A 21,843-nucleotide genomic window follows, 5' to 3' on the forward strand; every position below is an offset into this window, starting at 1 on the left:
CGGGGCGCGGGAGTCGGCGCCCCGCGCGGGCGCACTGCCATCCGGGTCGCGTCAGCCCACCGAGCTGTACGCCACCACGCCGCGCAGCAGCTGGTCGACCGCCTTGCGGGCGTTCTTCGCGACCGTGCTGCCCTCGCGGGGAGCCGCCGCCGCGATCTGGCCGAGCACGTCGATGACCTGCTTGCACCAGCGGACGAAGTCACCGGCCGGCATCTCCGCCTCGCGGAGCACCTCGTCCAGGCCCTTGCCGCTCGCCCACATGTACGCCGCCCAGGCGAAGCCGAGGTCGGGCTCGCGCTGCCCGACGCCCTCGGCCTGGTTGATCCTGAACTCCTCCTCCAGCGCGTCGAGACGGCCCCAGATCCGCACCATCTCCCCCAGCGCCGCCTTCGCGGCACCGGACGGCAGCTTCGGGGCCAGCGCGTCGTCACCGACCCGCGACTCGTACACCAACGCCGAGACACATGCGGCCAGTTCGCCCGGGGCGAGGCCCTCCCAGACCCCGGCGCGCAGGCACTCGCTGGCCAGCAGGTCCAGCTCGCCGTAGAGCCGGGCGAGGCGCTTGCCGTGTTCCGTGACGTCGTTGCCCCGCAGGTAGTCCAGCTCGGTGAGGAGCGCGACGATGCGGTCGAAGGTGCGGGCGATGGTGTTCGTACGCCCCTCGATGCGGCGCTCCAGCTGGGCGGTGTCGCGCTTGAGGCGGTCATAGCGCTCGGCCCAGCGGGCGTGGTCCTCGCGCTCGTCGCAGCCGTGGCACGGGTGGGCGCGCAGCTCCGCGCGGAGCCGGGCGATCTCCTGGTCGTCGGCGGCCGCCGCACGGCCCTTGCGGTGCCGCTCCGGCACGATGTGCCCGGCCTTGGTGCGCAGCGCGGACGCCAGGTCGCGGCGGGACTGCGGCGAGCGGGCGTTGAAGGACTTCGGGACGCGCATCCGCTCCAGGGCCTCGACCGGCACCGGGAAGTCCATCGACGCGAGCCGCTTGACCTGCCGCTCGGCGGTGAGCACGAGGGGCCGCGGGCCGTCCACGTGGTCGAAGCCGCGGTGGCCGTTGGCCCGGCCGGCGGGCAGCCCCGGGTCGAGGACGAGGGCGAGGCCCGCGTACTTCCCGGTGGGCACGTGGATGACGTCGCCCGGCTTGAGCTTCTCCAGAGAGGCGGCGGCGGCCGCCCTGCGCTGGGCCGCGCCCTGCTTGGCCAGCTCGGTCTCGCGGTCCTTGAGCCGGCGGCGCAGCCGGGCATACTCCTCGAAGTCGCCGAGGTGGCAGGTCATGGAGGCTTTGTAGCCCTCCAGGCCCGCTTCGTTCTTCTGCACCTGCCGGGAGATCCCGACGACCGACTTGTCGGCCTGGAACTGCGCGAAGGACGTCTCCAGAAGCTCGCGCGAGCGGTGCCGCCCGAACTGCTCGACGAGGTTCACCGCCATGTTGTACGACGGCTTGAAGCTGGAGCGCAGCGGGTACGTGCGTGTGCCCGCGAGCCCGGCCAGGTGCTCGGGGCTCATGGCGCGCTGCCAGAGCACCACCGCGTGGCCCTCGACGTCGATGCCGCGCCGCCCCGCCCGGCCGGTCAGCTGGGTGTACTCGCCGGGGGTGATGTCGGCGTGCTGCTCGCCGTTCCACTTGACGAGCTTCTCCAGCACCACGCTGCGCGCGGGCATGTTGATGCCGAGGGCGAGGGTCTCGGTGGCGAAGACGGCCTTGACGAGGCCGCGTACGAACAGCTCCTCGACGACTTCCTTGAAGGTGGGCAGCATGCCCGCGTGGTGCGCGGCGATCCCGCGCTCCAGGCCTTCCAGCCATTCGTAGTAGCCGAGGACGTGCAGGTCCTCGTCCGGGATCGAGCTGGTCCGCTCCTCGACGATCTCGCGGACCTTCATCCGGGCCTCGTCGTCGTTGAGCCGGAGGCCCGCGTACAGGCACTGCTGGACGGCCGCCTCGCAGCCGGCGCGGCTGAAGATGAACGTGATGGCGGGCAGCAGGCCTTCCGCGTCGAGCCGGTCGATGACCTCGGGGCGGCCCGGCGTCCAGATCCGGGACCGCTGGCGCCGCTCGCGCTCGCGGTCGGCCTCGCGGACCATCTTGCCCTTGCGGCGCTCGCGCGGGTTGTACGAGCGGCTGGCCTCCATGCGGGCCATGCGCGTGAGGTCGGGGTTGACCGCCTTCTTGTGGCCCTCGCCCTCCTCGAAGAGGTCGTACATCCGGCGCCCGGCGAGCACGTGCTGGAAGAGCGGCACGGGCCGGTGCTCGGAGACGATCACCTCGGTGTCGCCGCGGACCGTGTCGAGCCAGTCGCCGAACTCCTCGGCGTTCGACACCGTCGCCGAGAGGGAGACCAGGGTGACCGACTCCTGGAGGTGGATGATCACTTCCTCCCAGACGGCGCCGCGGAAGCGGTCGGAGAGGTAGTGCACCTCGTCCATGACGACATAGCCGAGGTTCAGCAGCGACTGCGAGCCCGAATACAGCATGTTCCGCAGGACCTCGGTGGTCATCACGACCACCGGGGCGTCGCTGTTGACGCTGTTGTCGCCGGTGAGGAGGCCGACCTTGTCCGCGCCGTACCGCCTGGCGAGGTCGGTGTACTTCTGGTTGGAGAGCGCCTTGATGGGCGTGGTGTAGAAGCACTTCTTGCCCTGGCGGAGGGCGAGGTGCACGGCGAACTCGCCGACGATCGTCTTGCCCGAACCGGTGGGAGCGGCGACGAGCACGCCCTTGCCCGCCTCCAGCGCCTGGCAGGCCTCGATCTGGAAGGGGTCGAGGCCGAAGTCGTACATCTCGCGGAAGGAGGCGAGTGCGGTGGCCTGCTCGACAGCGCGCTTGCGCGCCGCCGCGTACCGCTCGGCCGGTGAGAGATCCTCTGTCATCGTGCTTTCGAGACTACCGGCCACCACTGACAACGGACGATCATTATCCGCAAGCCCGGCGGGGGCGCTCAGGGGGCCAGGACCCGCACGGCCCCCGGCACGCACTCGACGGTCAGCGGCAGCGCGCCCAGCGGCTCCCCGTCCGCGTACCCCGTGGTCCCGGGCGCGACCAGCTCGACCGTGGCGGCCCGGTGGACGGTGACCGCGGGGTGGCCGAGGTGCGTGCCCTTGTAGACCCGCGGGAACACCTTGAGCAGCGTCGTACGGCTGCACGGCCCGACCACGGTGATGTCGAAGAGCCCGTCGTCCGGCTCGGCCCCGGCGCAGATCCGCATGCCGCCGCCGTACGAGGAGCCGTTGCCGACGGCGACCAGCGTGGCCTCCGTCTCGTGGACGTCGCCGCCGTCCAGCGTGATCCGGTACGGAACGGGCCTGAAGGCCGCCAGCTCGGCGGCCATCGCCAGGTCGTACTTGAAGCGGCCCGCGGGCCACCGCATCCGGTTGCCGCGGTCGTTCACCCGCGAGTCGAAGCCGGACGCGAGCACGGTCCCGAACCAGGTGCCGCCCACCCTGCCGAGGTCGATGGAGCGGGTGCGGGCCTTCTTGAGCGCCTCGGCGACGAGCCGCCCCGCGGCGCCCGGCTCGCGCACCGGCAGGGCGAGGGCCCGCGCGAAGTCGTTGCCGGTGCCGACCGCGATCACCCCGAGCGGGGTGCGCGTCCCTGCGACGGCCTGGAGCGCGAGGCTCACCATGCCGTCGCCGCCGACGGCTATCAGCGCCCCCGTACCGCCCTCGACGGCCTCGCGGGCCCGCCGCAGCGCGTCGGGGGCGTCCTCACCGATGACCGTCCGCACGCGGAAACCACGGTCCCGCAGAGCGGAAGCGGCCGGCTGCGCCGCGTGGGCGCCCCGGCCGCGGCCCGCGGTGGGGTTGACGAAGAGGGTGATCTCGCCGGTCACGGCGGGGACCCTACAAGGTCATGTCACGTCACGTCGTCGAAACCGTTGACGCGGTGATCGGCCCGGCCGGTGCCCGCCTGCTCGGGCAGGGCCTTGGCCGAGGCGACGGGCTCGATCCCGCCGATGGCCTCGGGGGTGAGGTCGATCGCGGAGGCCTCGTCGTCGTCCAGCTCGGCGTCGGGGTCGTTGCGACGGCGGCGCCTGTCGTTGAGGAGGGAGATGCCGACGGCCATGAAGTAGAGGACGACGATCGGTCCCGCGAGGGCGATCATGCCGACGGGGTCGGTGGTCGGGGTCGCCACCGCGCCGAAGATGAAGACGCCCATGACCACGCCGCGCCACCAGGTGGCCATGCGGCGGCCGGTCACCATGCCCGTCATGTTGAGCATCACCAGGAGCAGCGGTAGCTCGAACGAGATGCCGAAGATGAGGACCATCCTGACGGTGAAGTCGAGGATCGTGTCCATCGGGAGGAGGTTCTCCGCCCCGTCGGGCGTGATGCCGAGCAGGACGCGCATGCTGACCGGGAGGATCGTGTACGCCAGCCAGGCGCCTCCGAAGAAGAGCGGCACGGCGGCGGCGACGAACCAGTAGGTGTACTTCCGCTCGTGCTTGTGCAGGCCGGGGGCGACGAAGGCCCACAGCTGGTAGAGCCAGACCGGGCTGGACACGATGATGCCGACCATGAGGCTGACCTTCACCGTGGTGGTGAAGGGCGACAGCAGGTCGTTGAACGTCACCTTCGCGCAGTGGCCGCCGGTCACCTTCATGCCGGGCTCGCAGCGCGGCACGGGATCAGCCAGGAACTCCATGAGGTCCTGGCTGTAGAAAGCCGCCACGATCGACACGACCGTGATCGCGAGGAGCCCCTTGGCGAGCCGGTTGCGGAGCTCGCGAAGGTGCTCCGCGAGGGGCATCCGTCCCTCGGGGTCCTTCTCCTTCTTGCGGGCAGACTTGAGCAACCCACGTCCTCATCTCGTGCGGCAGGCCGGCCGTCGCCGGCCTTGGATCAGCGCTTCGTCGTGTCGGTCGGCTCGGCGACCGGACGCGAGCTGGTCACGTCGCCGGGGGCCGCCTGGATGGTGCGCTGCTGGACGACCGGGTCGCTCGGCGGGTCGGCCGGAGCGGCGGCGTCGTCCTTGCTCTCGGACTTCATGGCCTTGGCCTCGCTCTTGAGGATGCGGGCCGACTTGCCGAGGGAGCGCGCCATGTCGGGCAGCTTCTTGGCTCCGAACAGCAGGACGATGACGACGAGGATGAGAACGATCTCGGTGGGGCCGAGCCTACCCATAGCTGTTTACCTTCTTCACCGAGGCGACAGGAGTCTGGTTGCCAGGCAGACCGGACATATATCCGATCTCCGCTGTCAGCGATCGTAACCCCCCGGGGTAAACGCACGGCAATCCCCGCGCGTACTCCGGGTGCGGCCCCCGCCTCGATCCGGGCCGCTTTCGCAGCGTACCCGCACGTCTTAGGGAGTTGACAGGCCGCGGACGCTAAAGAGCCCCGCCTCCCGCACGGGCCACTGTGGCCGCCGCCTTCTCCAGGTCCTCGGCCGCCCGGTTGATCTGCCGCGTGGTCTCCGTCACCTGGCGTGCGAGGCGCTGGGCCTCCACGAAGACCTTGACCGCCATCACGCCGAGGACGGCGAGACCCAAGAAGCCCGCCGCGATCGCGAGCATCGCCCAGAACATGCGCCGAGCCTAGACGGTCGAGTGCAGACGCAAGGTCCGCACCCCGCCGTCGGTGAGGAGTTCCACGATGCGCTCCCCCGCGGGCTTGCGCACCGCGGCCCCGCACTCGGGGCAGGTGAAGGAGTAGAAGGTCGTACGGCGGCTGGCGCCCATCACCAGGCGCAGCGCCCCCGCAGAGAGCTCGAAGCGGGCGCGGCAGTCGGTGCAGGCGGCCGTGAAGAGGACGGGCGCGGACCGCTGCGCCGGCACTCCCGGCAGTCCGGACATGATCGGTGAACTCAACTCCCCTGCTCCTGCCGCTTGTGGGCCTGGCTCTGGTCGTACGACGGTTCGGCCGGCGCCTGGCCGTACGGCCCGTCGGCGCCTTGGGCACTGTCCTGGTCGTAGGCGGCGAGGGCCTCGCGTGCCGCCTGCCGGGCGCTGTCGGCGAGCTGGGCCGGCGAGACGATCCGGCCGTCCCTGCCGAGCCGCAGCGCGAGGCGGCGCAGCGAGGCCGGTTCGGGGGTGCGCAGGGTGATCCGCAGGCCGCCGCCGGGCAGCTCCTCGGCGCTGTCGTGGGGGTAGTACTCGGCGACCCAACGGCCGCCGGGGCCGACCTCGACGACGACCTCGGGGTCCTCGGCGGCGGGCTGGACGAGGCCTTCGGACAGGTCGCGCAGTTCGACCTCGGGCGGCGCGGACGGCTCGTCGAGGATCTTGATCTCGGCGACGCGGTCGAGGCGGAAGGTGCGGCGCGCCTCGGAGCGGCGGCACCACGCCTCCACGTAGGTGTGGCCTACGCTCACCAGGCGGATCGGGTCGATCTCGCGTTCGGTGACCTCGTCGCGCGCGGGCGAGTAGTAGCGGATCCAGAGCCTGCGGCGCTCGGAGATGGCCCGGTCGACGTCGGCGAAGACGCCGCCCTCGGACTCGAAGGTCACCGACAGGCGGGAGCTGGCGCCCGCCGCCTCACCGGCCGCGGTCTCCAGCTTCGCGGTGGCCCGGAGCAGCGCGAGGCGGTCGCTCTCGCGCAGGCCGGGCAGGGTGGCGACGGCGCGGGCCGCCACGAGGAGCGCGGTGGCCTCGTCGGCGGCGAGCCGCAGCGGGGCCGCCACGTCGTCGGGGTTGTGCCACCAGATGCGGTCGCCGTCGGTGTCGATGTCGAGCAGGTCACCGCCGCGGAAGCTGGTCCCGCACATGGGCAGCACGTCGAGGTCGGAGATCAGCTCGTCCGGGGTGATGCCGAAGGCGCGGGCGACGTCGCCGACGTGGGCGCCGGGGCGCTCGCGCAGATAGGTCACCAGCGACAGCATCCGCCGCGTCTGGTCGATGGCGTTCGAGGCCATTGGTCTTCCGTCCCCCTCAGCCCTTGGCCACGGCGCGCAGCCGGTCCACGACGTCGGCCCGCAGCTCGGCGGGGTCCAGGACCACCACGTCGGGCCCGAACTCCACCAGCCAGGCATCGAGCCCATGGCCGTACGGAATCTCCAACTCGTCCCAGCCGTCGCCCAGTTCCCGCACCGAGGCGGCCTTGGCGCGCAGCGGGAAACCCGCGTCCGAGCGCAGCTTGATCCGGGCCGTGCGGTCGGCGCTCTCCCCGGCCCAGCTCGCGACGGTCTCACGGACCGTGACGACGTCCGGGACATCGGCGGTGTACTTGCCCGCGCGGGCGCGCACCTTGCCGGTGATCCGGGAGAGGCGGAAGACGCGCTCGGCGCCCCGGTCGCGGTCCCATCCCGCGAGGTACCAGTGGCCGCGCCAGCACTCCAGCGCCCAGGGCTCCACGTGGCGCTGCTCGGGGCGGGCCGCGGTGGCCTTGCGGTAGTCGAAGACGACGGGGCGGCGGTCGCGGCAGGCGAGCATCAGGGGCTCGAAGGCCGCCTCGTGCGCGGGGATGCGGGGTTCCAGGGCGCTGTGCGCCCCGTACGGGTCGGCGTCCTCGGGCAGCCCCGCGGCGCGCAGCTTCTGCAGGGCGCCGCTGGCGGCCCCGGCCAGGCGCGCCTGCTGCCAGACCTTGGCGGCGAGGCCGAGGGCCGCGGCCTCCTCGGCGTCGATGGTGATGGGCGGCAGGCGGTTGCTGTCGCGCCGGGCGAGGTAGCCGACCTCGCCGTCGAGGTTCTCCACGGTCTCGATGACCAGGCCCAGCTCGCGCAGATCGTCCTTGTCGCGCTCGAACATCCGGTTGAAGGAGTCGTCCGACCCCGCTTCCAGGTAGGCCTCAATCGACTCGCGCAGCTCCCGCTTGCTGAGCGGCCGCCGGGTCCCGAGCAGGCACAGCGCAAGATTCATGAGCCGCTCGGCCTTGGCAATGGCCATCGACGCCCTTTCTCGGCCTTACACATGGTGCTTCCGACCGATGACCGTACCGCCCCGGGGTGTCCGGGCAAAAGCCGAGGGCCGCTGCCTGGCCAGGCAGCGGCCCTCGGAGAAACGATCAGGTCGAGGACGTCCTCAGACGGAGACCAGGTCGCAGACGAAGATCAGCGTCTCGCCGGGGGCGATGCGGCCGCCACCGGCGCCGCGGTCGCCGTACGCGAGGTGGGCCGGGATGATCAGCTCGCGGCGGCCACCGACCTTCATGCCCTGCACGCCCTGGTCCCAGCCGGAGATGACCTGGCCGGCGCCGAGCTGGAACTCCAGCGGGGTGCCGCGGTTCCAGCTGGCGTCGAACTCCTCGCCCGTGCTGAAGGCCACGCCCACGTAGTGGACCTTGACGCGGTCGCCCGCCTTGGCGACCGCGCCGTCGCCCTCCCAGATGTCCCTGATCTGCAGCTCGGCCGGCGGCTCGCCACCCGGGAAGTCGACCTCGGGCTTGTCAATGCTCACGAAATGCTCCTGCTTGGTACGGAAAGTCAGCGCGGACAGTCTTACATCCCCGAGGGGGTCACGCCTTCGCGAGGATGTCCACGCAGAAGACCAGCGTGGAGTCCTTCTTGATGGAGCTGTTCTGCGGCGGCTGGTCGCCGTAGCCCAGCTCCGGCGGGATGACGATGAGGACGCGGCTGCCGACCTTCTTGCCCGTCAGCCCCTGCGCCCAGCCCTTGACGACCTGCGCCAGCTGGAACTGGGCGAGTCGGCCGCTCTTGTACGAGGAGTCGAACTCCTTGCCGTCCGCCCAGAGCACGCCCTTGTACTGGCAGAGCAGGCTGTCGGTCTCCTTGATCTCGTCGCCGTCGCCCTCCAGGACGTACGAGGAGACGAGCTTCTTCGGCGCGTCGGTCTTCGGCACGTCGATCGAGGGGGCCTTGCCGTCGGTGTTCGTGCCGACCTTCGGCAGGTCCTTGTTGGACTGCGCGACCTCCTGGCCCTTCGCCGAGCTCTTGGCGTTGAAGGTGTCCACCAGGTCGACGACGAACACGAGGGTGTCCGAGCCCTTGATGCCCGCCTGCTTGTTGCCCTCCTCGCCATAGCCCATCTTCGGGGGGATGGCCAGCTCCACGCGGCTGTCGAGCTTCTTGCCGACGAGTGCCTGGTCCCAGCCCGGGATGACCTGGCCGACCCCGATCTGGAAGACCGTGGGGTTGCCCCGGTCGTAGGAGTTGTCGAAGACCTTCGCCGTCGCCCAGATCTGGCCGAGGTAGTGGGCCTGGAGGTAGTCGCCCTTGGCGACCTCCTTGCCCTTGCCCTCGATCAGGGTCTTCACCGCGAGGTCGGAGGACGCCTTGCCGGGGCCCTTGGCGACGGTCGGCTTCTGGCCGAACTTCGTGCCCTTGGTGATCTCGGGCAGCGGCCCGGCGACGATCTTCGCCGTCGGCGCGGCCGACGGGGAGTTGGTCGGGCTGTCGCTGGGCTTGGTCTTGGCCTTGTCGGCCTTGTCGTCACCACAGCCTGCCAGCGTGAGCAGGCCGGCCGGGACGGCAAGAAGGAGTGAGCGTCGGCGCACGGTGGGGGCCTCGTATCGGTCGATCTTGTGGGTTGGCGTGCGCGCAACTCTACGGCGTGAGAAGGGCGCCGAACGAGGAACGTACGGCGCCCGCGTTGCGTTCCCACAACGCCGCTCACATCACACGGCTCCCACACGGAGGCCTCACCGGGTCTCACCCCGGACCGGGTCACATTCCGGCGATGAGCTTCTCCACGCGGTCGTCGACCGACCGGAAGGGGTCCTTGCACAACACGGTGCGCTGTGCCTGGTCGTTGAGCTTGAGGTGCACCCAGTCGACCGTGAAGTCGCGGCGCTGCTCCTGGGCGCGCCGGATGAAGTCGCCGCGCAGCCGCGCCCGGGTGGTCTGCGGAGGCACCGACTTGCCCTCGAAGATCTTCAAGTCGTTGCAGATCCGGGCGGCTTGGCCCTTCTTCTCCAGGAGGTAGTACAGGCCACGGCGACGGTGGATGTCGTGGTAGGCGAGGTCTATCTGGGCGACCCGCGGGTGCGACATCGTCATGTTGTTCTTGGCGCGGTACCGCTCGATGAGCTTGTACTTCATGACCCAGTCGATCTCGGTGCCGATGCGGTCGAGGTCCTCGGACTCGATCGCGTCCAGCGTGCGGCCCCACAGTTCGAGCACCTGCTCGACGGTGCCGGTGCGGATGCCGCGGCGGTCGACGAAGTCCACCGCCTTCTCGTAGTACTCGCGCTGCACTTCGAGGGCGGAGGCCTCGCGGCCGCTGGCCAGGCGCACCTTGCGGCGGCCCGTGATGTCGTGGCTGACCTCGCGGATGGCCCGGATGGGGTTCTCCAGGGTGAGGTCGCGCATGACCGTGCCGGCCTCGATCATGCGCAGCACGAGGTCGGTGGCGCCGACCTTGAGGAGCATGGTCGTCTCGGACATGTTCGAGTCGCCGACGATGACGTGGAGCCTGCGGTAGCGCTCGGCGTCCGCGTGCGGCTCGTCGCGGGTGTTGATGATCGGCCGGGAGCGGGTGGTCGCGGACGAGACCCCTTCCCAGATGTGCTCGGCGCGCTGGCTGACGCAGTACACGGCGCCACGCGGCGTCTGGAGCACCTTGCCGGCGCCGCACAGCAGCTGCCGGGTCACGAGGAACGGAATGAGGATGTCCGCGAGCCGGGAGAACTCTCCGTGCCGGGCCACCAGGTAGTTCTCGTGGCAGCCGTAGGAGTTTCCCGCCGAGTCGGTGTTGTTCTTGAAGAGATAGACGTCGCCCGCGATTCCCTCCTCGTGCAGGCGGCGTTCGGCGTCGACGAGCAGGCCTTCCAGAATGCGCTCGCCTGCTTTGTCGTGGGTGACCAGCTCGGTCACGTTGTCACATTCGGGTGTGGCGTATTCCGGATGTGATCCCACGTCAAGATAGAGGCGGGCGCCGTTCCGCAGAAAGACGTTGCTGCTGCGGCCCCATGACACAACACGGCGGAAGAGGTAGCGCGCCACCTCGTCAGGCGACAGGCGGCGCTGTCCCCTGAACGTGCACGTGACGCCGTACTCGTTCTCCAGCCCGAAAATGCGGCGGTCCATGACTGAACATTACGCCTGATGCCCGGCGGTGAAACCGGGTTCGACGGTACCGTTTCGATCATTTTCCGATGAACCCGCAACGATCCCCGAGTCAGGGGTCGGCACCATTACCCGAACGGTGGCGAGCAAAACCAGCAGAGCGGCCGCTCCCGCGAGCCCGGGGACGGCGAATCCGCTCGCCGTGCTGCCCCACTCCACGACGGGCCCCGCGGCGGCAGTTCCGAGCGAGGCCCCGACGGTGAACGTGGTCACCAGCCAGGAGAACGCCTCGGTGACGGTCCCGCGCGGGGCGTGCCGGTCGACGATGACGAAGGCACAGGCCAGCGACGGCGCGAGGAAGACCCCCGCGAGGGCGGAGAGCGCGGTCATCGCGGGCGCGCCGGGCACCAGCATCAGGGGCACGTAGCAGACGGCGAGCAGGGCCACCAGGACGCTCAGGCGCCTCTCCGGGACGCCGCGCCACCGCCGCGCGCCATAGACGGAGCCGCCGGCCAGCGCGCCGAGGCCGAGCGCCGCCATCATCCAGCCGTACACCGCGTCGCCGCCGTGCCCGTCCGCGTACGACACACCGGCCACGGTGATGGAGCCCAGCGCCACGCCGATGAAGAGGAACGCGCCGAGGAGCGCGAGGAGCCCCGGTGAGCGCAGGGCGCCGAGCCAGTGCGCCTCGCGGGGCGCCGAGCGCCACGCGCGTGAGGGCTCGGAGACCACCACGGAGAGGGCGCCCAGCACACCCACGGCGTTCACCACGAGCAGCGCCGCCTGCTCCGACCACAGGGCCACGCAGCCCGTGACGAGCAACGGCCCGACGGTGAACATGACTTCCTGGGCGATGGCGTCCATGGCGTACGCCGCGTGGACCTGCTCCTCCTTGCCGAGGACGCTCGGCCACAGGGCCCGCAGCCCGCCTTCCAGGGGCGGGGTGAACAGGCCCGCGGCGCCCACCGCGACGTGGGCGAGGGCCAGCCGGTCGGGGCCGGTGAAGGCGAAGGCCGTCATGGCGAGCGCGGAGAGCAGGGCCGCGGGCAGCTGGACGCGCGGCTGGCCGTACAGGTCGACGAGGCGCCCGAGCAGCGGCTGTCCGACGGCGTTGGCCACGCCGTACACCGCGGCGAGGGCGCCGGCCAGGCTGTAGGTGCCGCCCTCGGCCCGGATGAACAGCACGATCGCGATGGAGGCCGTGGCGTTGGGCAGCCGGCCCACCAGCGTCCCGGCGAGCAGCCGTGTCGCGTATCGCGTCCGGAGGATCTCCGCGTAACCAGCAGCCATGCCGTCCCGCCCCTCCCCCACGCCGTCAGGCCCGGGGTTTTACGTATAACGTCGAGCGTCATACGTACCATGAGCCCTGTCCGCGGGTCCACCGCGCCCGCGTACCGCGGACACGACCAGGAGGTGACAGTGGCCGGGCCACAGCAGGAAACCGGGAGCCCCCGGCCCCCCACCAGCCGCGACGTCGCACGCGCCGCCGGTGTCTCCCAGGCCACCGTCTCCCTCGTGCTCGGCGACAAGTGGCGCGGCCGGGTCGCGGAGCCGACCGCCGAGCGGGTGCGCGCCGCCGCCCGGCAGCTCGGCTACCGCCCCAACCTCGCCGCCCGGAACCTGCGCCTCGGCAGGACCAGGACGGCGCTGCTCGTCGTCCCCGCCCTCACCAACGAGTTCTTCGCGCACGTCTACACCGGAGCCGCCCGCGTCGCCGCCCGGCACGGCTTCGGCGTCCTCCTCTACCCCACCCCCGAGGGGACCGGCCCCGCCCGCGACCCCTTCGAGTCGGCACGGGCCTCACTGGACGGCGTACTCGCCTCCTCCATGGCCTCCGACACGCTCGCCACCATCCGCGGCGACGACCTGCCCCTGGTCATGCTCGACAGCGACCCCGCCCACAGCCTGGGCGCGGCCACCGTCAACCTCGACCTCGCCGCGGGCATGCGCCAGGTGACGGAACATCTCCTCGCGCTCGGCCACCGCGACTTCCTGCACCTCGCCGCGGCCGTCGACTCCTGGACCTTCGACGTACGCGCGGAAGCCCTCGCCACGGCCCTGCACGGCACGGACGCGGCCGTACGCCGCGCCGCGGCACCCCTGACCGTCGACGCGGCCCGCGTGGCCGCAGAGGCCGCCCTGGCCCCCGCGAGCGGGCGCCCCACAGCGGTCATCTGTGACGACGACTTCCTCGCCGCCGGCGTCTGCAAGGCCGCCCGGCGACTGGGACTGCGCGTCCCCGAGGACATCTCGGTGACCGGCTTCGACGACATGACCCTCGCGACCGCCGTCGAGCCGGAGCTGACGACGGTCCGGCTGCCCGCCGAACACTTCGGCGAGCGCGGCATGGAGTCCCTGGTCGCCGTCGTCGAGGGCCGCCGCCCAGAGGCCACCCCGCTCCCCGTCGAACTGGTCGTCCGCGGCTCGACGGGACCCGCCCGCCGGAGCGTCTGACGGGAACGCGAACGCCCCGCGTCCCGGCCGGGCGGCCGGAGCGCGGGGCGCACACACGACAGTGGGCTACTCGATGTCGCCACCGGACTGCGGCGTGGGTCCGGCGTCCTCTTCCGTGTCACTGGCCGCGTCCGTCGCGCCGCCCTCATCGAGCAGCCGCGACAGCTGGCGCCCCACGATCCGCTTGAACTTGCGCTGCTGCGGACGCGTTCGGTCCAGCACCGCCACCTCCAGACGCTCGGCCGGGATCTCCCGCTCGGTGCCGTTCGTGTCGCGGGAGAGGGCGCGCACGGCCAGCTTGAGCGCCTCCGCGAGCGTCATGTTGTCGTTGTGGTGCTGGTCGAGGTAGTTGCTGATCTGCTCGGCGTTGCCGCCGACGGCCAGCGAACCGTGCTCGTCGACGATGGAACCGTCGTGCGGCAGGCGGTAGATCTGGTCGCCCTCGCGGGTCTCGCCCACCTCGGCGACCACCAGCTCGACCTCGTAGGGCTTCTCGGCCGCGCTGGAGAAGATCGTGCCCAGCGTCTGCGCGTACACATTCGCCAGGCCACGCGCCGTCACGTCGTCGCGGTCGTAGGTGTAACCACGGAGATCGGCGTAACGGACGCCGCCGATCCGGAGGTTCTCGTACTCGTTGTACTTGCCTGCGGCCGCGAAACCGATGCGGTCGTAGATCTCGCTGAACTTGTGCAGCGCACGGGACGGGTTCTCGCCGACGAACACGATGCCGTCGGCATACTGCAGGACGACCAGACTGCGGCCGCGCGCGATGCCCTTGCGGGCGTATTCCGCCCGGTCGGCCATCTGCTGCTGGGGTGATACATAGAACGGCGTCGACACCGGATCCGTCCCTTTCTGTCAAAAACTTCAGTCAGTGGCGAATTCGGAGCGATCAGAGCAGCGCGGCGCGCGGGCCGTCCGGCTGTTCCAGCCGCTTCTCCAGGATCGAACGCGCGATCACGGACGACTCCTCGTCCGTGAGCCGCCGGAAGCCCTCGTCGGAGATGACGGTGACGATGGGAAAGATCCGACGCGCCATGTCGGGGCCGCCCGTCGCCGAGTCGTCGTCGGCGGCGTCGTACAGCGCCTGGACGACGAGTGTCGTCGCCTGTTCCTCGGTCAGACCGTCGTGGTACAGCTTCTTCATCGCGCCCCGCGCGAAGACCGCCCCGGAGCCGGTCGCCGCGAACCCGTGCTCCTCGGAGCGGCCGCCCGTGACGTCGTACGAGAAGATGCGGCCCTTCTCGCGGTCCACGTCATACCCCGCGAAGAGCGGCACCACGGCCAGGCCCTGCATGGCCATGCCGAGGTTGCCGCGGATCATCGTGGAGAGACGGTTCGCCTTGCCCTCCAGGGAGAGCGTGGCGCCCTCCACCTTCTCGAAGTGCTCCAGCTCCAGCTGGAAGAGCTTCACCATCTCGACGGCCAGGCCCGCCGTGCCGGCGATGCCGACCGCCGAGTACTCGTCGGCGGGGAAGACCTTCTCGATGTCCCGCTGCGCGATGACGTTCCCCATCGTGGCCCGCCGGTCGCCGGCGAGGACCACACCGCCGGGGAACGTCACGGCCACGATGGTGGTGCCGTGCGGGGCCTCGACGACGCCCTGCGTGGGCGGCAGTTGGCGATTGCCCGGCAGGATCTCGGGCTGGTGCTCGGACAGGAAGTCCATGAAGGACGACGAGCCAGGCGTCAGGAAGGCAGCTGGTAGACGCCCGGTGCTACGAGGGTTGGCTTCCACGAGTTTCCTTCCAGGTAAGCGGTGGCTCGGCGGGTCTTGTCGGGGTCGTCCCCCAACTTGCCGATGCCTGAGTTGCAGTTGAAGCACAGTACGCCTCGGACCTTACCTGTCTCGTGACAGTGATCCACATGCACGGCAGGCGCCTCGAGACAGATCACACAGAGGCCCTTCTGGGCCCCGATCAGTTCGTCACGCTCGGCCTCGGTGATCCCGTACTGGCGCTTGAGATGGCCGGCACGGCCTTCGATGGTTCGACATGCTTTGCACCGAGTGGACAGGCCGTCGGAGGCAGTCTTGTTGCGGTCCCATTCGGCATGAGGCTTGATCTCCCCACACCTGCGGCAGTACTTGTGGCCCGCCGGAGCTGCGACCTTGGGTCGAACGTTCTTCCCCTTGGCCTTCTGCCGCTCCTGGTGATACGCCGCAGCGCACGGCCTGCAGTAGCACTGCAAGCCGTCACGCACTGCCCGATTCGATGCAAACGCCTCGCACGACTTGAACTCTCGGCATCGCGCGCACCGCTTGAGCGGCTCCGACAAAGCCCCTCCCCTCCACCTTCGACCTTCGATTCGAAGGCAAAGTCACTCTCCACCCTTCTGAACGAAGGAGCGCACGAAGTCCTCGGCGTTCTCCTCGAGCACATCATCGATTTCGTCCAGCACGGAGTCCACGTCGTCGCTCAGCTTCTCCTGGCGCTCCTTGAGGTCCTCGGAGGCCTGCGCGTCCTGCGTCTGCTCCTCGGTCTCCTCGGTGGAACGCGTCGCCTTCTGCTGTCCGCCGCCGGTGTCCTTGGTCGCCATCTACCTCACCCCGCTCGCTCGGTTAGACGTTCTTGATCAGACCCTACAATCCAGGTCCGACATCGGCCCCGCACTTCCCTCAACGTGCGGGACCCACCTCTGTGATTCCCCCGCCGGTGACCTTTCAGCCGCCGGAGAGCACCCGAACCAGTTCCTCCGCCGAGCGGCAGCGGTCCAGCAGCTCCTTGACGTGGTTCCTGGTGCCGCGCAGGGGCTCAAGCGTCGGCACTCGTTGCAGGGAGTCACGGCCGGGCAGGTCGAAGATGACCGAGTCCCAGGAGGCCGCGGCCACGTCGTCCGCGTACTGCTCCAGGCAGCGGCCCCGGAAGTAGGCCCGGGTGTCCTCCGGCGGCTTGGTGGTGGCCCGCTCCACGTCCGCCTCGTCCAGGAGCCGCTTCATCTTGCCGCGCGCCACCAGGCGGTTGTACAGGCCCTTCTCGGCCCGTACGTCGGCGTACTGGAGGTCGACGAGGTGCAGCCTGGCGGCGTCCCAGTCGAGGCTGTCGCGGCGACGGTAGCCCTCCATGAGCTCCCGCTTGGCGACCCAGTCCAGCTCTCCGGAGAGGCTCATCGGGTCGTTCTCCAGGCGGCCGAGCACGTCCTCCCAGCGGGCCAGGACGTCCTTGGTCTGCTCGTCGGCGTCGGAGCCGTACCGCTCCTCGACGTACTTGCGGGCCAGCTCGAAGTACTCCATCTGCAGCTGCACCGCGGTCAGTGAACGACCGCTGCGGAGCGTGACCAGGTGCTGGAGCGTCGGGTCGTGGGAGACCTGGTGCAGGGTGCGCACCGGCTGGTCCACGGCGAGGTCCACCGCGATGAAGCCGTCCTCGATCATGGCGAGGACGAGCGAGGTGGTGCCCAGCTTGAGGTAGGTGGAGATCTCCGAGAGGTTCGCGTCGCCGATGATGACGTGCAGCCTGCGGTATTTCTCGGCGTCGGAGTGGGGCTCGTCCCGGGTGTTGATGATGGGCCGCTTCAGCGTCGTCTCCAGGCCCACCTCGACCTCGAAGTAGTCCGCGCGCTGGCTGAGCTGGAAGCCGTGCTCGTGGCCGTCCTGGCCGATGCCGACGCGTCCGGCGCCGGTGACGACCTGGCGGGAGACGAAGAAGGGCGTGAGGTGCCGCACGATGTCCGAGAAGGGGGTCTCCCGCTTCATCAGGTAGTTCTCGTGCGTGCCGTACGAGGCGCCCTTGTTGTCGGTGTTGTTCTTGTACAGGTGGATCGGCTGGGCGCCGGGGAGCTGGGCCGCCCGGTCCGCCGCCTCGGCCATGATGCGTTCGCCGGCCTTGTCCCACAGGACGGCGTCCATGGGGTTGGTGATCTCCGGTGAGCTGTACTCGGGGTGCGCGTGGTCCACGTAGAGACGCGCTCCGTTGGTCAGGATGACGTTGGCGAGGCCGATGTCCTCGTCGGTCAGCTGGCTGGAGTCGGCGGCCTCACGGGCGAGGTCGAAACCCCGCGCGTCCCGCAGCGGGTTCTCCTCCTCGAAGTCCCAGCGGGCGCGTCGAGCCCGGTGCATCGCCGCGGCGTAGGCGTTAACGATCTGGGATGAGGTGAGCATGGCATTGGCGTTGGGGTGGCCGGGGACGGAGATGCCGTACTCCGTCTCGATGCCCATTACTCGCCGTACGGTCATGCGGCCCTCCTTGCCCGGCGGCGCTCCCCTTCGGGAACGGCGCTCAAGTACCGCTGGTTCTCCGGTGCGCGTGCGGTGCCCGTCCCCGCACTGCGCGACTCGGCGGTACCGAAGAGCCTAGAACGCCTTTGCGCTGGTGGGGAGATCATTGTCTTCATTGAAAAGCAGACGGCTGCGGGTACCCGTGAAGGACACCCGCAGCCGGCCTGCGTTCTACAGGTACTGACCGGTGTTGGCCACCGTGTCGATGGAGCGTCCGGTGTCCGCGCCCTGCTTTCCGGTGACGAGGGTGCGGATGTACACGATCCGCTCGCCCTTCTTTCCGGAGATCCGAGCCCAGTCGTCGGGGTTGGTGGTGTTGGGCAGGTCCTCGTTCTCCTTGAACTCGTCGACGCAAGCCTGGAGGAGGTGGGAGACCCTGATGCCCTTCTGGTTCGCCTCGAGGAAGGCCTTGATGGCCATCTTCTTGGCGCGGCCCACGATGTTCTCGATCATGGCGCCGGAATTGAAGTCCTTGAAGTACAGGACTTCCTTGTCGCCGTTGGCGTACGTCACCTCGAGGAAGCGGTTCTCCTCGGACTCCGCGTACATCTGCTCGACGACGGACTGGATCATGCCCTGCACGGTGGCGCGCCGGTCGGCGCCGTGCTCGGACAGGTCGTCGGCGTGCAGCGGGAGCCGCTCGGTGAGGTACTTGGCGAAGATGTCCTTCGCCGCCTCCGCGTCCGGGCGCTCGATCTTGATCTTGACGTCGAGTCGTCCGGGCCGCAGGATCGCGGGGTCGATCATGTCCTCGCGGTTGGAGGCGCCGATGACGATGACGTTCTCCAGCCCTTCCACGCCGTCGATCTCGGCGAGCAGCTGGGGGACGATGGTGTTCTCCACGTCCGAGCTGACACCGGAGCCGCGGGTGCGGAAGAGGGATTCCATCTCGTCGAAGAAGACGATGACGGGGGTGCCCTCGCTCGCCTTCTCACGGGCACGCTGGAAGACCAGGCGGATGTGGCGCTCGGTCTCGCCGACGTACTTGTTGAGGAGTTCGGGGCCCTTGATGTTGAGGAAGTAGCTCTTCCCCGCGGGCTGCCCGGTGACCTCGGCGACCTTCTTGGCAAGGGAGTTGGCGACGGCTTTCGCGATCAGCGTCTTGCCGCAGCCGGGGGGCCCGTACAGCAGCACGCCCTTGGGCGGCCGCAGTTCGTGCTCCTTGAAGAGGTCGGGATAGAGGTACGGAAGCTCGACGGCGTCCCGGATCATCTCGATCTGGCCGCCGAGGCCGCCGATCTTCTCGTAGCTGATGTCGGGGACTTCTTCGAGGACGAGCTCCTCGACCTCGCTCTTGGGAACGACCTCGTAGACGTAGCCGGAGCGGGGTTCGAGCAGGAGGGCGTCGCCGGCACGGATGGTGACGTCGAGGAGGGGTTCGGCGAGCCGCACCACTCTCTCTTCGTCGGTGTGTCCGACCACCAGGGCTCGGTCGCCGCCTTCAAGGATCTCCTTGAGGGTGACGATGTCGCCGACGCTCTCGTACTCCATGGCCTCGACCACGTTGAGCGCTTCGTTGAGCATTACTTCCTGGCCGCGCTTGAGCTCGTCGAGCTCGACGCTGGGGCTGACGTTCACCCGGAGCTTGCGGCCGCCGGTGAAGATGTCCGCCGTGCCGTCCTCGTTCGCCACGAGGAAGACTCCGAAGCCGGCCGGCGGCTGTGCGAGCCGGTCGACTTCTTCCTTGAGGGCCACGATCTGGTCTCGGGCCTCGCGGAGCGTGTTGGCGAGCCGCTCGTTCTGTGCGGACACGCCGGCCAGGTTGGTCTGCAGCTCGACGATCCGCTCTTCGAGAATCCTCGTATGACGCGGAGAGTCGGCGAGCTTGCGTCGCAGGACGGCGATTTCCTGCTCAAGATAGGCAACCTGACCGGCAGGGTCGTCAGACCCTCGTCCCGGCCGGATGCCGCGGTTGTTTTCGTCGTCGTGGGCTGCCACGGTCCTCACCTCCTCCAAGGGGAGCTGGACGCTTCCAGACCCTACCTGGGTGGGTGTCGATTGAAACCCCTAGATCACAAAGACAAGGGGGTGTGTCCGATCTTCACCCTTGCGCTTCCCCTCACACCAGCTCATTACCCACCCAACAACATCGGAAAGCGGGCGGTTGTATCGTCGAAGCGTTCAACACCCGTCAGAGCTGGCCGGACTTACCGATTGGTCGGGCCGCTCGACGCAGCGACCGGCAGGAGAGATGACCGTGCGGCACGACGCCGAGACCGGCAGTGAGGGCCATGATCTGCTGGAGGTCTGGATCGACCAGGACCTCTGCACCGGAGACGGCATCTGCGCGCAGTACGCGCCCGAGGTCTTCGAGCTGGACATCGACGGTCTGGCCTATGTGAAGAGCGGCGACGACGAGTTGCTCCAGGCCCCTGGGGCCACAACGCCCGTCCCGCTGCCACTTCTCCAGGATGTCGCCGACTCCGCGAAGGAGTGTCCGGGCGACTGCATCCATGTACGTCGTGTTTCGGACAGGGTCGAGGTGTACGGGCCCGACGCGGAGTGAGCCGCCGCCCGCCGCGGCGTCAGACGCTGCGCGCCCCGGCGGGCGTGGTCCGTACGAACGCGCCGTCCCGCCACTGCCACTTGGCCGCGTCCTTCTGGTCGGGGCAGCAGCGGGGGACGTCGAGCGAGGAGTAGCCGAGGAGCGTCGCGGTGATCGCGCCGTCACGTACGGCGAAGTCGCTCACGTTCCGCCGGTCCTTCGGGTCGACGAGGGTGGCCACCACGCGGGACTTTCCCGTGCCGGCGCGGGTGATCACGTAGATCCCGTCGGGCGGGGTGCCCGAGCCGGCGCGGCAGTGCACCACGGCGACGGCCTCGGACCTGCCGTCCCCGTCGAGGTCGCCGGTGGCCTTCTTCTGCACGACGGGCTTCACCGGGCCGCAGTCGAGGGGGAACTCCACGGCGGCGGGATCGGGCGCGGGGGCCGGTGCGGGTGCGCCCGCGGCGGCCCTGGTGTGCGTCGGGGGCCCTGTCTGGGCGGCGGTCGCGGGGCCGGGCTGCAGGAAGGCGGAGCCCGCGACGACGGCGGCCAGCGCGGCGGCGGTGGCCAGCCAGTGGACGGGACGGGCGGCGGTGTGTGCCAGGTCCGGGACGGCGGGGTGCTGCACGAGGAAGTGTCTCCTGTGAGGGCTGTGCCGGTGGATGCCCAGCATCGTGCCATAGGTCACAGTGAGGTGGAACACCGGGGTCCGTGGGTACCCGCGGCTCTTTTGGACGCGCCTTCGGTACGGGGCTGGTGTCCCGTCAACGCAACGGCGCCGTCGCCGAGTTCCCTGGTCGGTCAGGGAACTCGGCGGCGGCGCCTGTTCATTGGACGGGGTGCCTCGCGCGGGTCAGCGCGGGCTGCCGCCGTCGGCGTTGGGTCCGGAGTAGTCCTCGCCGTACGCGCCCTTGGCGGGGCGGCGGCGCCGCATGGGCGGCTCCACGCCGTCCGCGAGGCGGCGGGCGGTGAGGAGGAAGCCGGTGTGCCCGATCATGCGGTGGTCGGGGCGGACGGCCAGGCCCTCGATGTGCCAGTTGCGGATCATCGACTCCCAGGCGGTCGGCTCGTTGAAGCCGCCGATCTCGCGGATGGACTCGACGGTCCGGGCGAGCTGGGTGGTGGTCGCCACGTAGCAGCAGAGGATGCCGCCGGGGACGAGCGCCTTGGAGACGGCCTCCAGGCACTCCCAGGGGGCGAGCATGTCGAGGATGACGCGGTCGACCTCGGTGTCGCTGAGGTTGTCCTGGAGGTCGCCGACGGTGAGCTGCCAGGCGGGGTGGGGGCCGCCGAAGTAGCGCTCCACGTTCTGCCGGGCGATGTCGGCGAAGTCCTCGCGGCGCTCGTAGGAGTGCAGCATTCCCTGGTCGCCGATGGCGCGCAGCAGGAAGCTGCTGAGCGAGCCGGAGCCCACGCCCGCCTCGACGACGCGGGCGCCGGGGAAGATGTCGGCGAAGGCCAGGATCTGCCCCGCGTCCTTGGGGTAGACCACGGCGGCGCCGCGGGGCATGGACAGGACGTAGTCGGGGAGCAGGGGGCGCAGCGCCAGGTAGGCGACGTTTCCCGTGGTACGGACAACACTGCCCTCGGGAGCGCCGATCAGCTCGTCGTGGGGGAAGGAACCCTTGTGGGTGTGGAAATTCTTCCCGGCCTCGAGCGTGAACGTGTAGTGGCGTCCCTTGGGGTCGGTGAGCTGGACCTGGTCCCCGACCTTGAAGGGCCCGCGACGGCGGGCGGCACCGGTCGGTTCGGACATGTGACCAGCCTACCGGCAGCGGGCGGGGCTGCGGACCATGGCTCG

Annotated in this window: 22 protein-coding genes; 2 read left to right on the forward strand and 20 right to left on the reverse strand. The window is 69.9% G+C overall.

Going from position 1 to position 21,843, the window contains the following annotated elements; translation table 11 throughout:
* Positions 1-51 precede the first annotated feature (51 nt).
* From J2N69_RS06240 to J2N69_RS06295, 12 genes are all read right to left on the reverse strand, one after another.
* Positions 52-2,862 (reverse strand): DEAD/DEAH box helicase, encoded by a 2,811-nt coding sequence (locus tag J2N69_RS06240; protein ID WP_230899843.1) that lies wholly within the window; start codon positions 2,860-2,862, stop codon positions 52-54.
* 68 nt (positions 2,863-2,930) lie between these two features.
* Positions 2,931-3,821: a diacylglycerol kinase gene (locus tag J2N69_RS06245; RefSeq protein WP_230899844.1), complete on the reverse strand. Its 891-nt coding sequence runs from the start codon at positions 3,819-3,821 to the stop codon at positions 2,931-2,933.
* 23 nt (positions 3,822-3,844) lie between these two features.
* A complete protein-coding gene (gene tatC / locus J2N69_RS06250; protein ID WP_127911322.1) occupies positions 3,845-4,738 on the reverse strand; it encodes a twin-arginine translocase subunit TatC in 894 nt (297 codons plus the stop codon).
* Positions 4,739-4,830: 92 nt separating this feature from the next.
* Complete coding sequence (gene tatA / locus J2N69_RS06255; RefSeq protein WP_127911308.1) at positions 4,831-5,112, reverse strand: Sec-independent protein translocase subunit TatA; 282 nt, start codon at positions 5,110-5,112, stop codon at positions 4,831-4,833.
* Between the two features lie 205 nt (positions 5,113-5,317).
* Positions 5,318-5,515 (reverse strand): G protein-coupled receptor family protein, encoded by a 198-nt coding sequence (locus J2N69_RS06260; RefSeq protein ID WP_127911309.1) that lies wholly within the window; start codon positions 5,513-5,515, stop codon positions 5,318-5,320.
* Positions 5,516-5,524: 9 nt separating this feature from the next.
* A complete protein-coding gene (locus J2N69_RS06265; RefSeq protein WP_230904605.1) occupies positions 5,525-5,782 on the reverse strand; it encodes a hypothetical protein in 258 nt (85 codons plus the stop codon).
* 11 nt (positions 5,783-5,793) lie between these two features.
* On the reverse strand, positions 5,794-6,840 hold the full coding sequence (locus J2N69_RS06270; protein ID WP_230899845.1) for a helix-turn-helix transcriptional regulator: 1,047 nt from the start codon (positions 6,838-6,840) through the stop codon (positions 5,794-5,796).
* Between the two features lie 16 nt (positions 6,841-6,856).
* Positions 6,857-7,810 (reverse strand): helix-turn-helix transcriptional regulator, encoded by a 954-nt coding sequence (locus J2N69_RS06275; protein ID WP_230899846.1) that lies wholly within the window; start codon positions 7,808-7,810, stop codon positions 6,857-6,859.
* A 135-nt stretch (positions 7,811-7,945) separates the two neighbouring features.
* On the reverse strand, positions 7,946-8,320 hold the full coding sequence (locus tag J2N69_RS06280) for an FKBP-type peptidyl-prolyl cis-trans isomerase (RefSeq protein WP_230899847.1): 375 nt from the start codon (positions 8,318-8,320) through the stop codon (positions 7,946-7,948).
* A 58-nt stretch (positions 8,321-8,378) separates the two neighbouring features.
* On the reverse strand, positions 8,379-9,377 hold the full coding sequence (locus tag J2N69_RS06285) for an FKBP-type peptidyl-prolyl cis-trans isomerase (RefSeq protein WP_230899848.1): 999 nt from the start codon (positions 9,375-9,377) through the stop codon (positions 8,379-8,381).
* 169 nt (positions 9,378-9,546) lie between these two features.
* Positions 9,547-10,908 carry a Pup--protein ligase gene (gene pafA / locus J2N69_RS06290; protein ID WP_055567245.1) on the reverse strand — a complete coding sequence of 454 codons (1,362 nt, stop codon included), beginning with the start codon at positions 10,906-10,908 and terminating at the stop codon, positions 9,547-9,549.
* 9 nt (positions 10,909-10,917) lie between these two features.
* Positions 10,918-12,177 (reverse strand): MFS transporter, encoded by a 1,260-nt coding sequence (locus J2N69_RS06295; protein WP_230899849.1) that lies wholly within the window; start codon positions 12,175-12,177, stop codon positions 10,918-10,920.
* Positions 12,178-12,246: 69 nt separating this feature from the next.
* Here J2N69_RS06295 and J2N69_RS06300 point away from each other — a divergent pair, with 69 nt between their 5' ends.
* Complete coding sequence (locus tag J2N69_RS06300) at positions 12,247-13,341, forward strand: LacI family DNA-binding transcriptional regulator (RefSeq protein WP_230899850.1); 1,095 nt, start codon at positions 12,247-12,249, stop codon at positions 13,339-13,341.
* Between the two features lie 66 nt (positions 13,342-13,407).
* Here J2N69_RS06300 and prcA read toward each other — a convergent pair whose 3' ends face one another.
* The 6 genes from prcA to arc form a co-directional block, all read right to left on the reverse strand.
* On the reverse strand, positions 13,408-14,181 hold the full coding sequence (gene prcA / locus J2N69_RS06305; protein WP_230899851.1) for a proteasome subunit alpha: 774 nt from the start codon (positions 14,179-14,181) through the stop codon (positions 13,408-13,410).
* A 52-nt stretch (positions 14,182-14,233) separates the two neighbouring features.
* Entirely contained in the window at positions 14,234-15,079 is an 846-nt protein-coding gene (prcB, locus tag J2N69_RS06310; protein ID WP_230899852.1) for a proteasome subunit beta, read from the reverse strand.
* Positions 15,031-15,618, reverse strand: a complete 588-nt coding sequence (locus J2N69_RS06315) for an endonuclease VII domain-containing protein (RefSeq protein ID WP_230899853.1) — start codon at positions 15,616-15,618, stop codon at positions 15,031-15,033. Before J2N69_RS06315 ends, prcB begins: the two co-directional genes overlap by 49 nt.
* A gap of 42 nt (positions 15,619-15,660) precedes the next feature.
* Entirely contained in the window at positions 15,661-15,879 is a 219-nt protein-coding gene (locus J2N69_RS06320; RefSeq protein WP_124267463.1) for a ubiquitin-like protein Pup, read from the reverse strand.
* Positions 15,880-16,003: 124 nt separating this feature from the next.
* The gene (gene dop / locus J2N69_RS06325; RefSeq protein WP_408056680.1) at positions 16,004-17,515 is read right to left on the reverse strand and encodes a depupylase/deamidase Dop; all 1,512 of its coding nucleotides are present in this window, start codon (positions 17,513-17,515) and stop codon (positions 16,004-16,006) included.
* 213 nt (positions 17,516-17,728) lie between these two features.
* Complete coding sequence (gene arc / locus J2N69_RS06330) at positions 17,729-19,495, reverse strand: proteasome ATPase (protein ID WP_230899854.1); 1,767 nt, start codon at positions 19,493-19,495, stop codon at positions 17,729-17,731.
* Positions 19,496-19,748: 253 nt separating this feature from the next.
* On the opposite strand from arc, the gene J2N69_RS06335 reads away from it, so the two are divergent.
* Positions 19,749-20,063: a ferredoxin gene (locus J2N69_RS06335; protein ID WP_127911317.1), complete on the forward strand. Its 315-nt coding sequence runs from the start codon at positions 19,749-19,751 to the stop codon at positions 20,061-20,063.
* Positions 20,064-20,082: 19 nt separating this feature from the next.
* Here the strand turns inward: J2N69_RS06335 and J2N69_RS06340 are convergent, their stop codons facing one another.
* Both J2N69_RS06340 and J2N69_RS06345 read right to left on the reverse strand, forming a co-directional pair.
* Complete coding sequence (locus tag J2N69_RS06340) at positions 20,083-20,670, reverse strand: hypothetical protein (protein WP_230899855.1); 588 nt, start codon at positions 20,668-20,670, stop codon at positions 20,083-20,085.
* 225 nt (positions 20,671-20,895) lie between these two features.
* Positions 20,896-21,798: a tRNA (adenine-N1)-methyltransferase gene (locus J2N69_RS06345; RefSeq protein ID WP_230899856.1), complete on the reverse strand. Its 903-nt coding sequence runs from the start codon at positions 21,796-21,798 to the stop codon at positions 20,896-20,898.
* Positions 21,799-21,843 lie beyond the last annotated feature (45 nt).

The organism is Streptomyces huasconensis, assembly GCF_021028635.1.
GTDB classification, from domain to species: domain Bacteria; phylum Actinomycetota; class Actinomycetes; order Streptomycetales; family Streptomycetaceae; genus Streptomyces; species Streptomyces huasconensis.

What these genes read in the sequence shown, in the direction of transcription:
- J2N69_RS06240 (WP_230899843.1), bottom strand. Translation starts at nt 2,862, where the DNA reads ATGACAGAGGATCTCTCACCGGCCGAGCGGTACGCGGCGGCGCGCAAG.
- tatC (WP_127911322.1), bottom strand. Translation starts at nt 4,738, where the DNA reads ATGCCCCTCGCGGAGCACCTTCGCGAGCTCCGCAACCGGCTCGCCAAG.
- tatA (WP_127911308.1), bottom strand. Translation starts at nt 5,112, where the DNA reads ATGGGTAGGCTCGGCCCCACCGAGATCGTTCTCATCCTCGTCGTCATC.
- J2N69_RS06260 (WP_127911309.1), bottom strand. Translation starts at nt 5,515, where the DNA reads ATGTTCTGGGCGATGCTCGCGATCGCGGCGGGCTTCTTGGGTCTCGCC.
- J2N69_RS06265 (WP_230904605.1), bottom strand. Translation starts at nt 5,782, where the DNA reads ATGTCCGGACTGCCGGGAGTGCCGGCGCAGCGGTCCGCGCCCGTCCTC.
- J2N69_RS06270 (WP_230899845.1), bottom strand. Translation starts at nt 6,840, where the DNA reads ATGGCCTCGAACGCCATCGACCAGACGCGGCGGATGCTGTCGCTGGTG.
- J2N69_RS06275 (WP_230899846.1), bottom strand. Translation starts at nt 7,810, where the DNA reads ATGGCCATTGCCAAGGCCGAGCGGCTCATGAATCTTGCGCTGTGCCTG.
- pafA (WP_055567245.1), bottom strand. Translation starts at nt 10,908, where the DNA reads ATGGACCGCCGCATTTTCGGGCTGGAGAACGAGTACGGCGTCACGTGC.
- J2N69_RS06295 (WP_230899849.1), bottom strand. Translation starts at nt 12,177, where the DNA reads ATGGCTGCTGGTTACGCGGAGATCCTCCGGACGCGATACGCGACACGG.
- J2N69_RS06300 (WP_230899850.1), top strand. Translation starts at nt 12,247, where the DNA reads ATGAGCCCTGTCCGCGGGTCCACCGCGCCCGCGTACCGCGGACACGAC.
- J2N69_RS06320 (WP_124267463.1), bottom strand. Translation starts at nt 15,879, where the DNA reads ATGGCGACCAAGGACACCGGCGGCGGACAGCAGAAGGCGACGCGTTCC.
- dop (WP_408056680.1), bottom strand. Translation starts at nt 17,515, where the DNA reads ATGACCGTACGGCGAGTAATGGGCATCGAGACGGAGTACGGCATCTCC.
- J2N69_RS06335 (WP_127911317.1), top strand. Translation starts at nt 19,749, where the DNA reads ATGACCGTGCGGCACGACGCCGAGACCGGCAGTGAGGGCCATGATCTG.
- J2N69_RS06345 (WP_230899856.1), bottom strand. Translation starts at nt 21,798, where the DNA reads ATGTCCGAACCGACCGGTGCCGCCCGCCGTCGCGGGCCCTTCAAGGTC.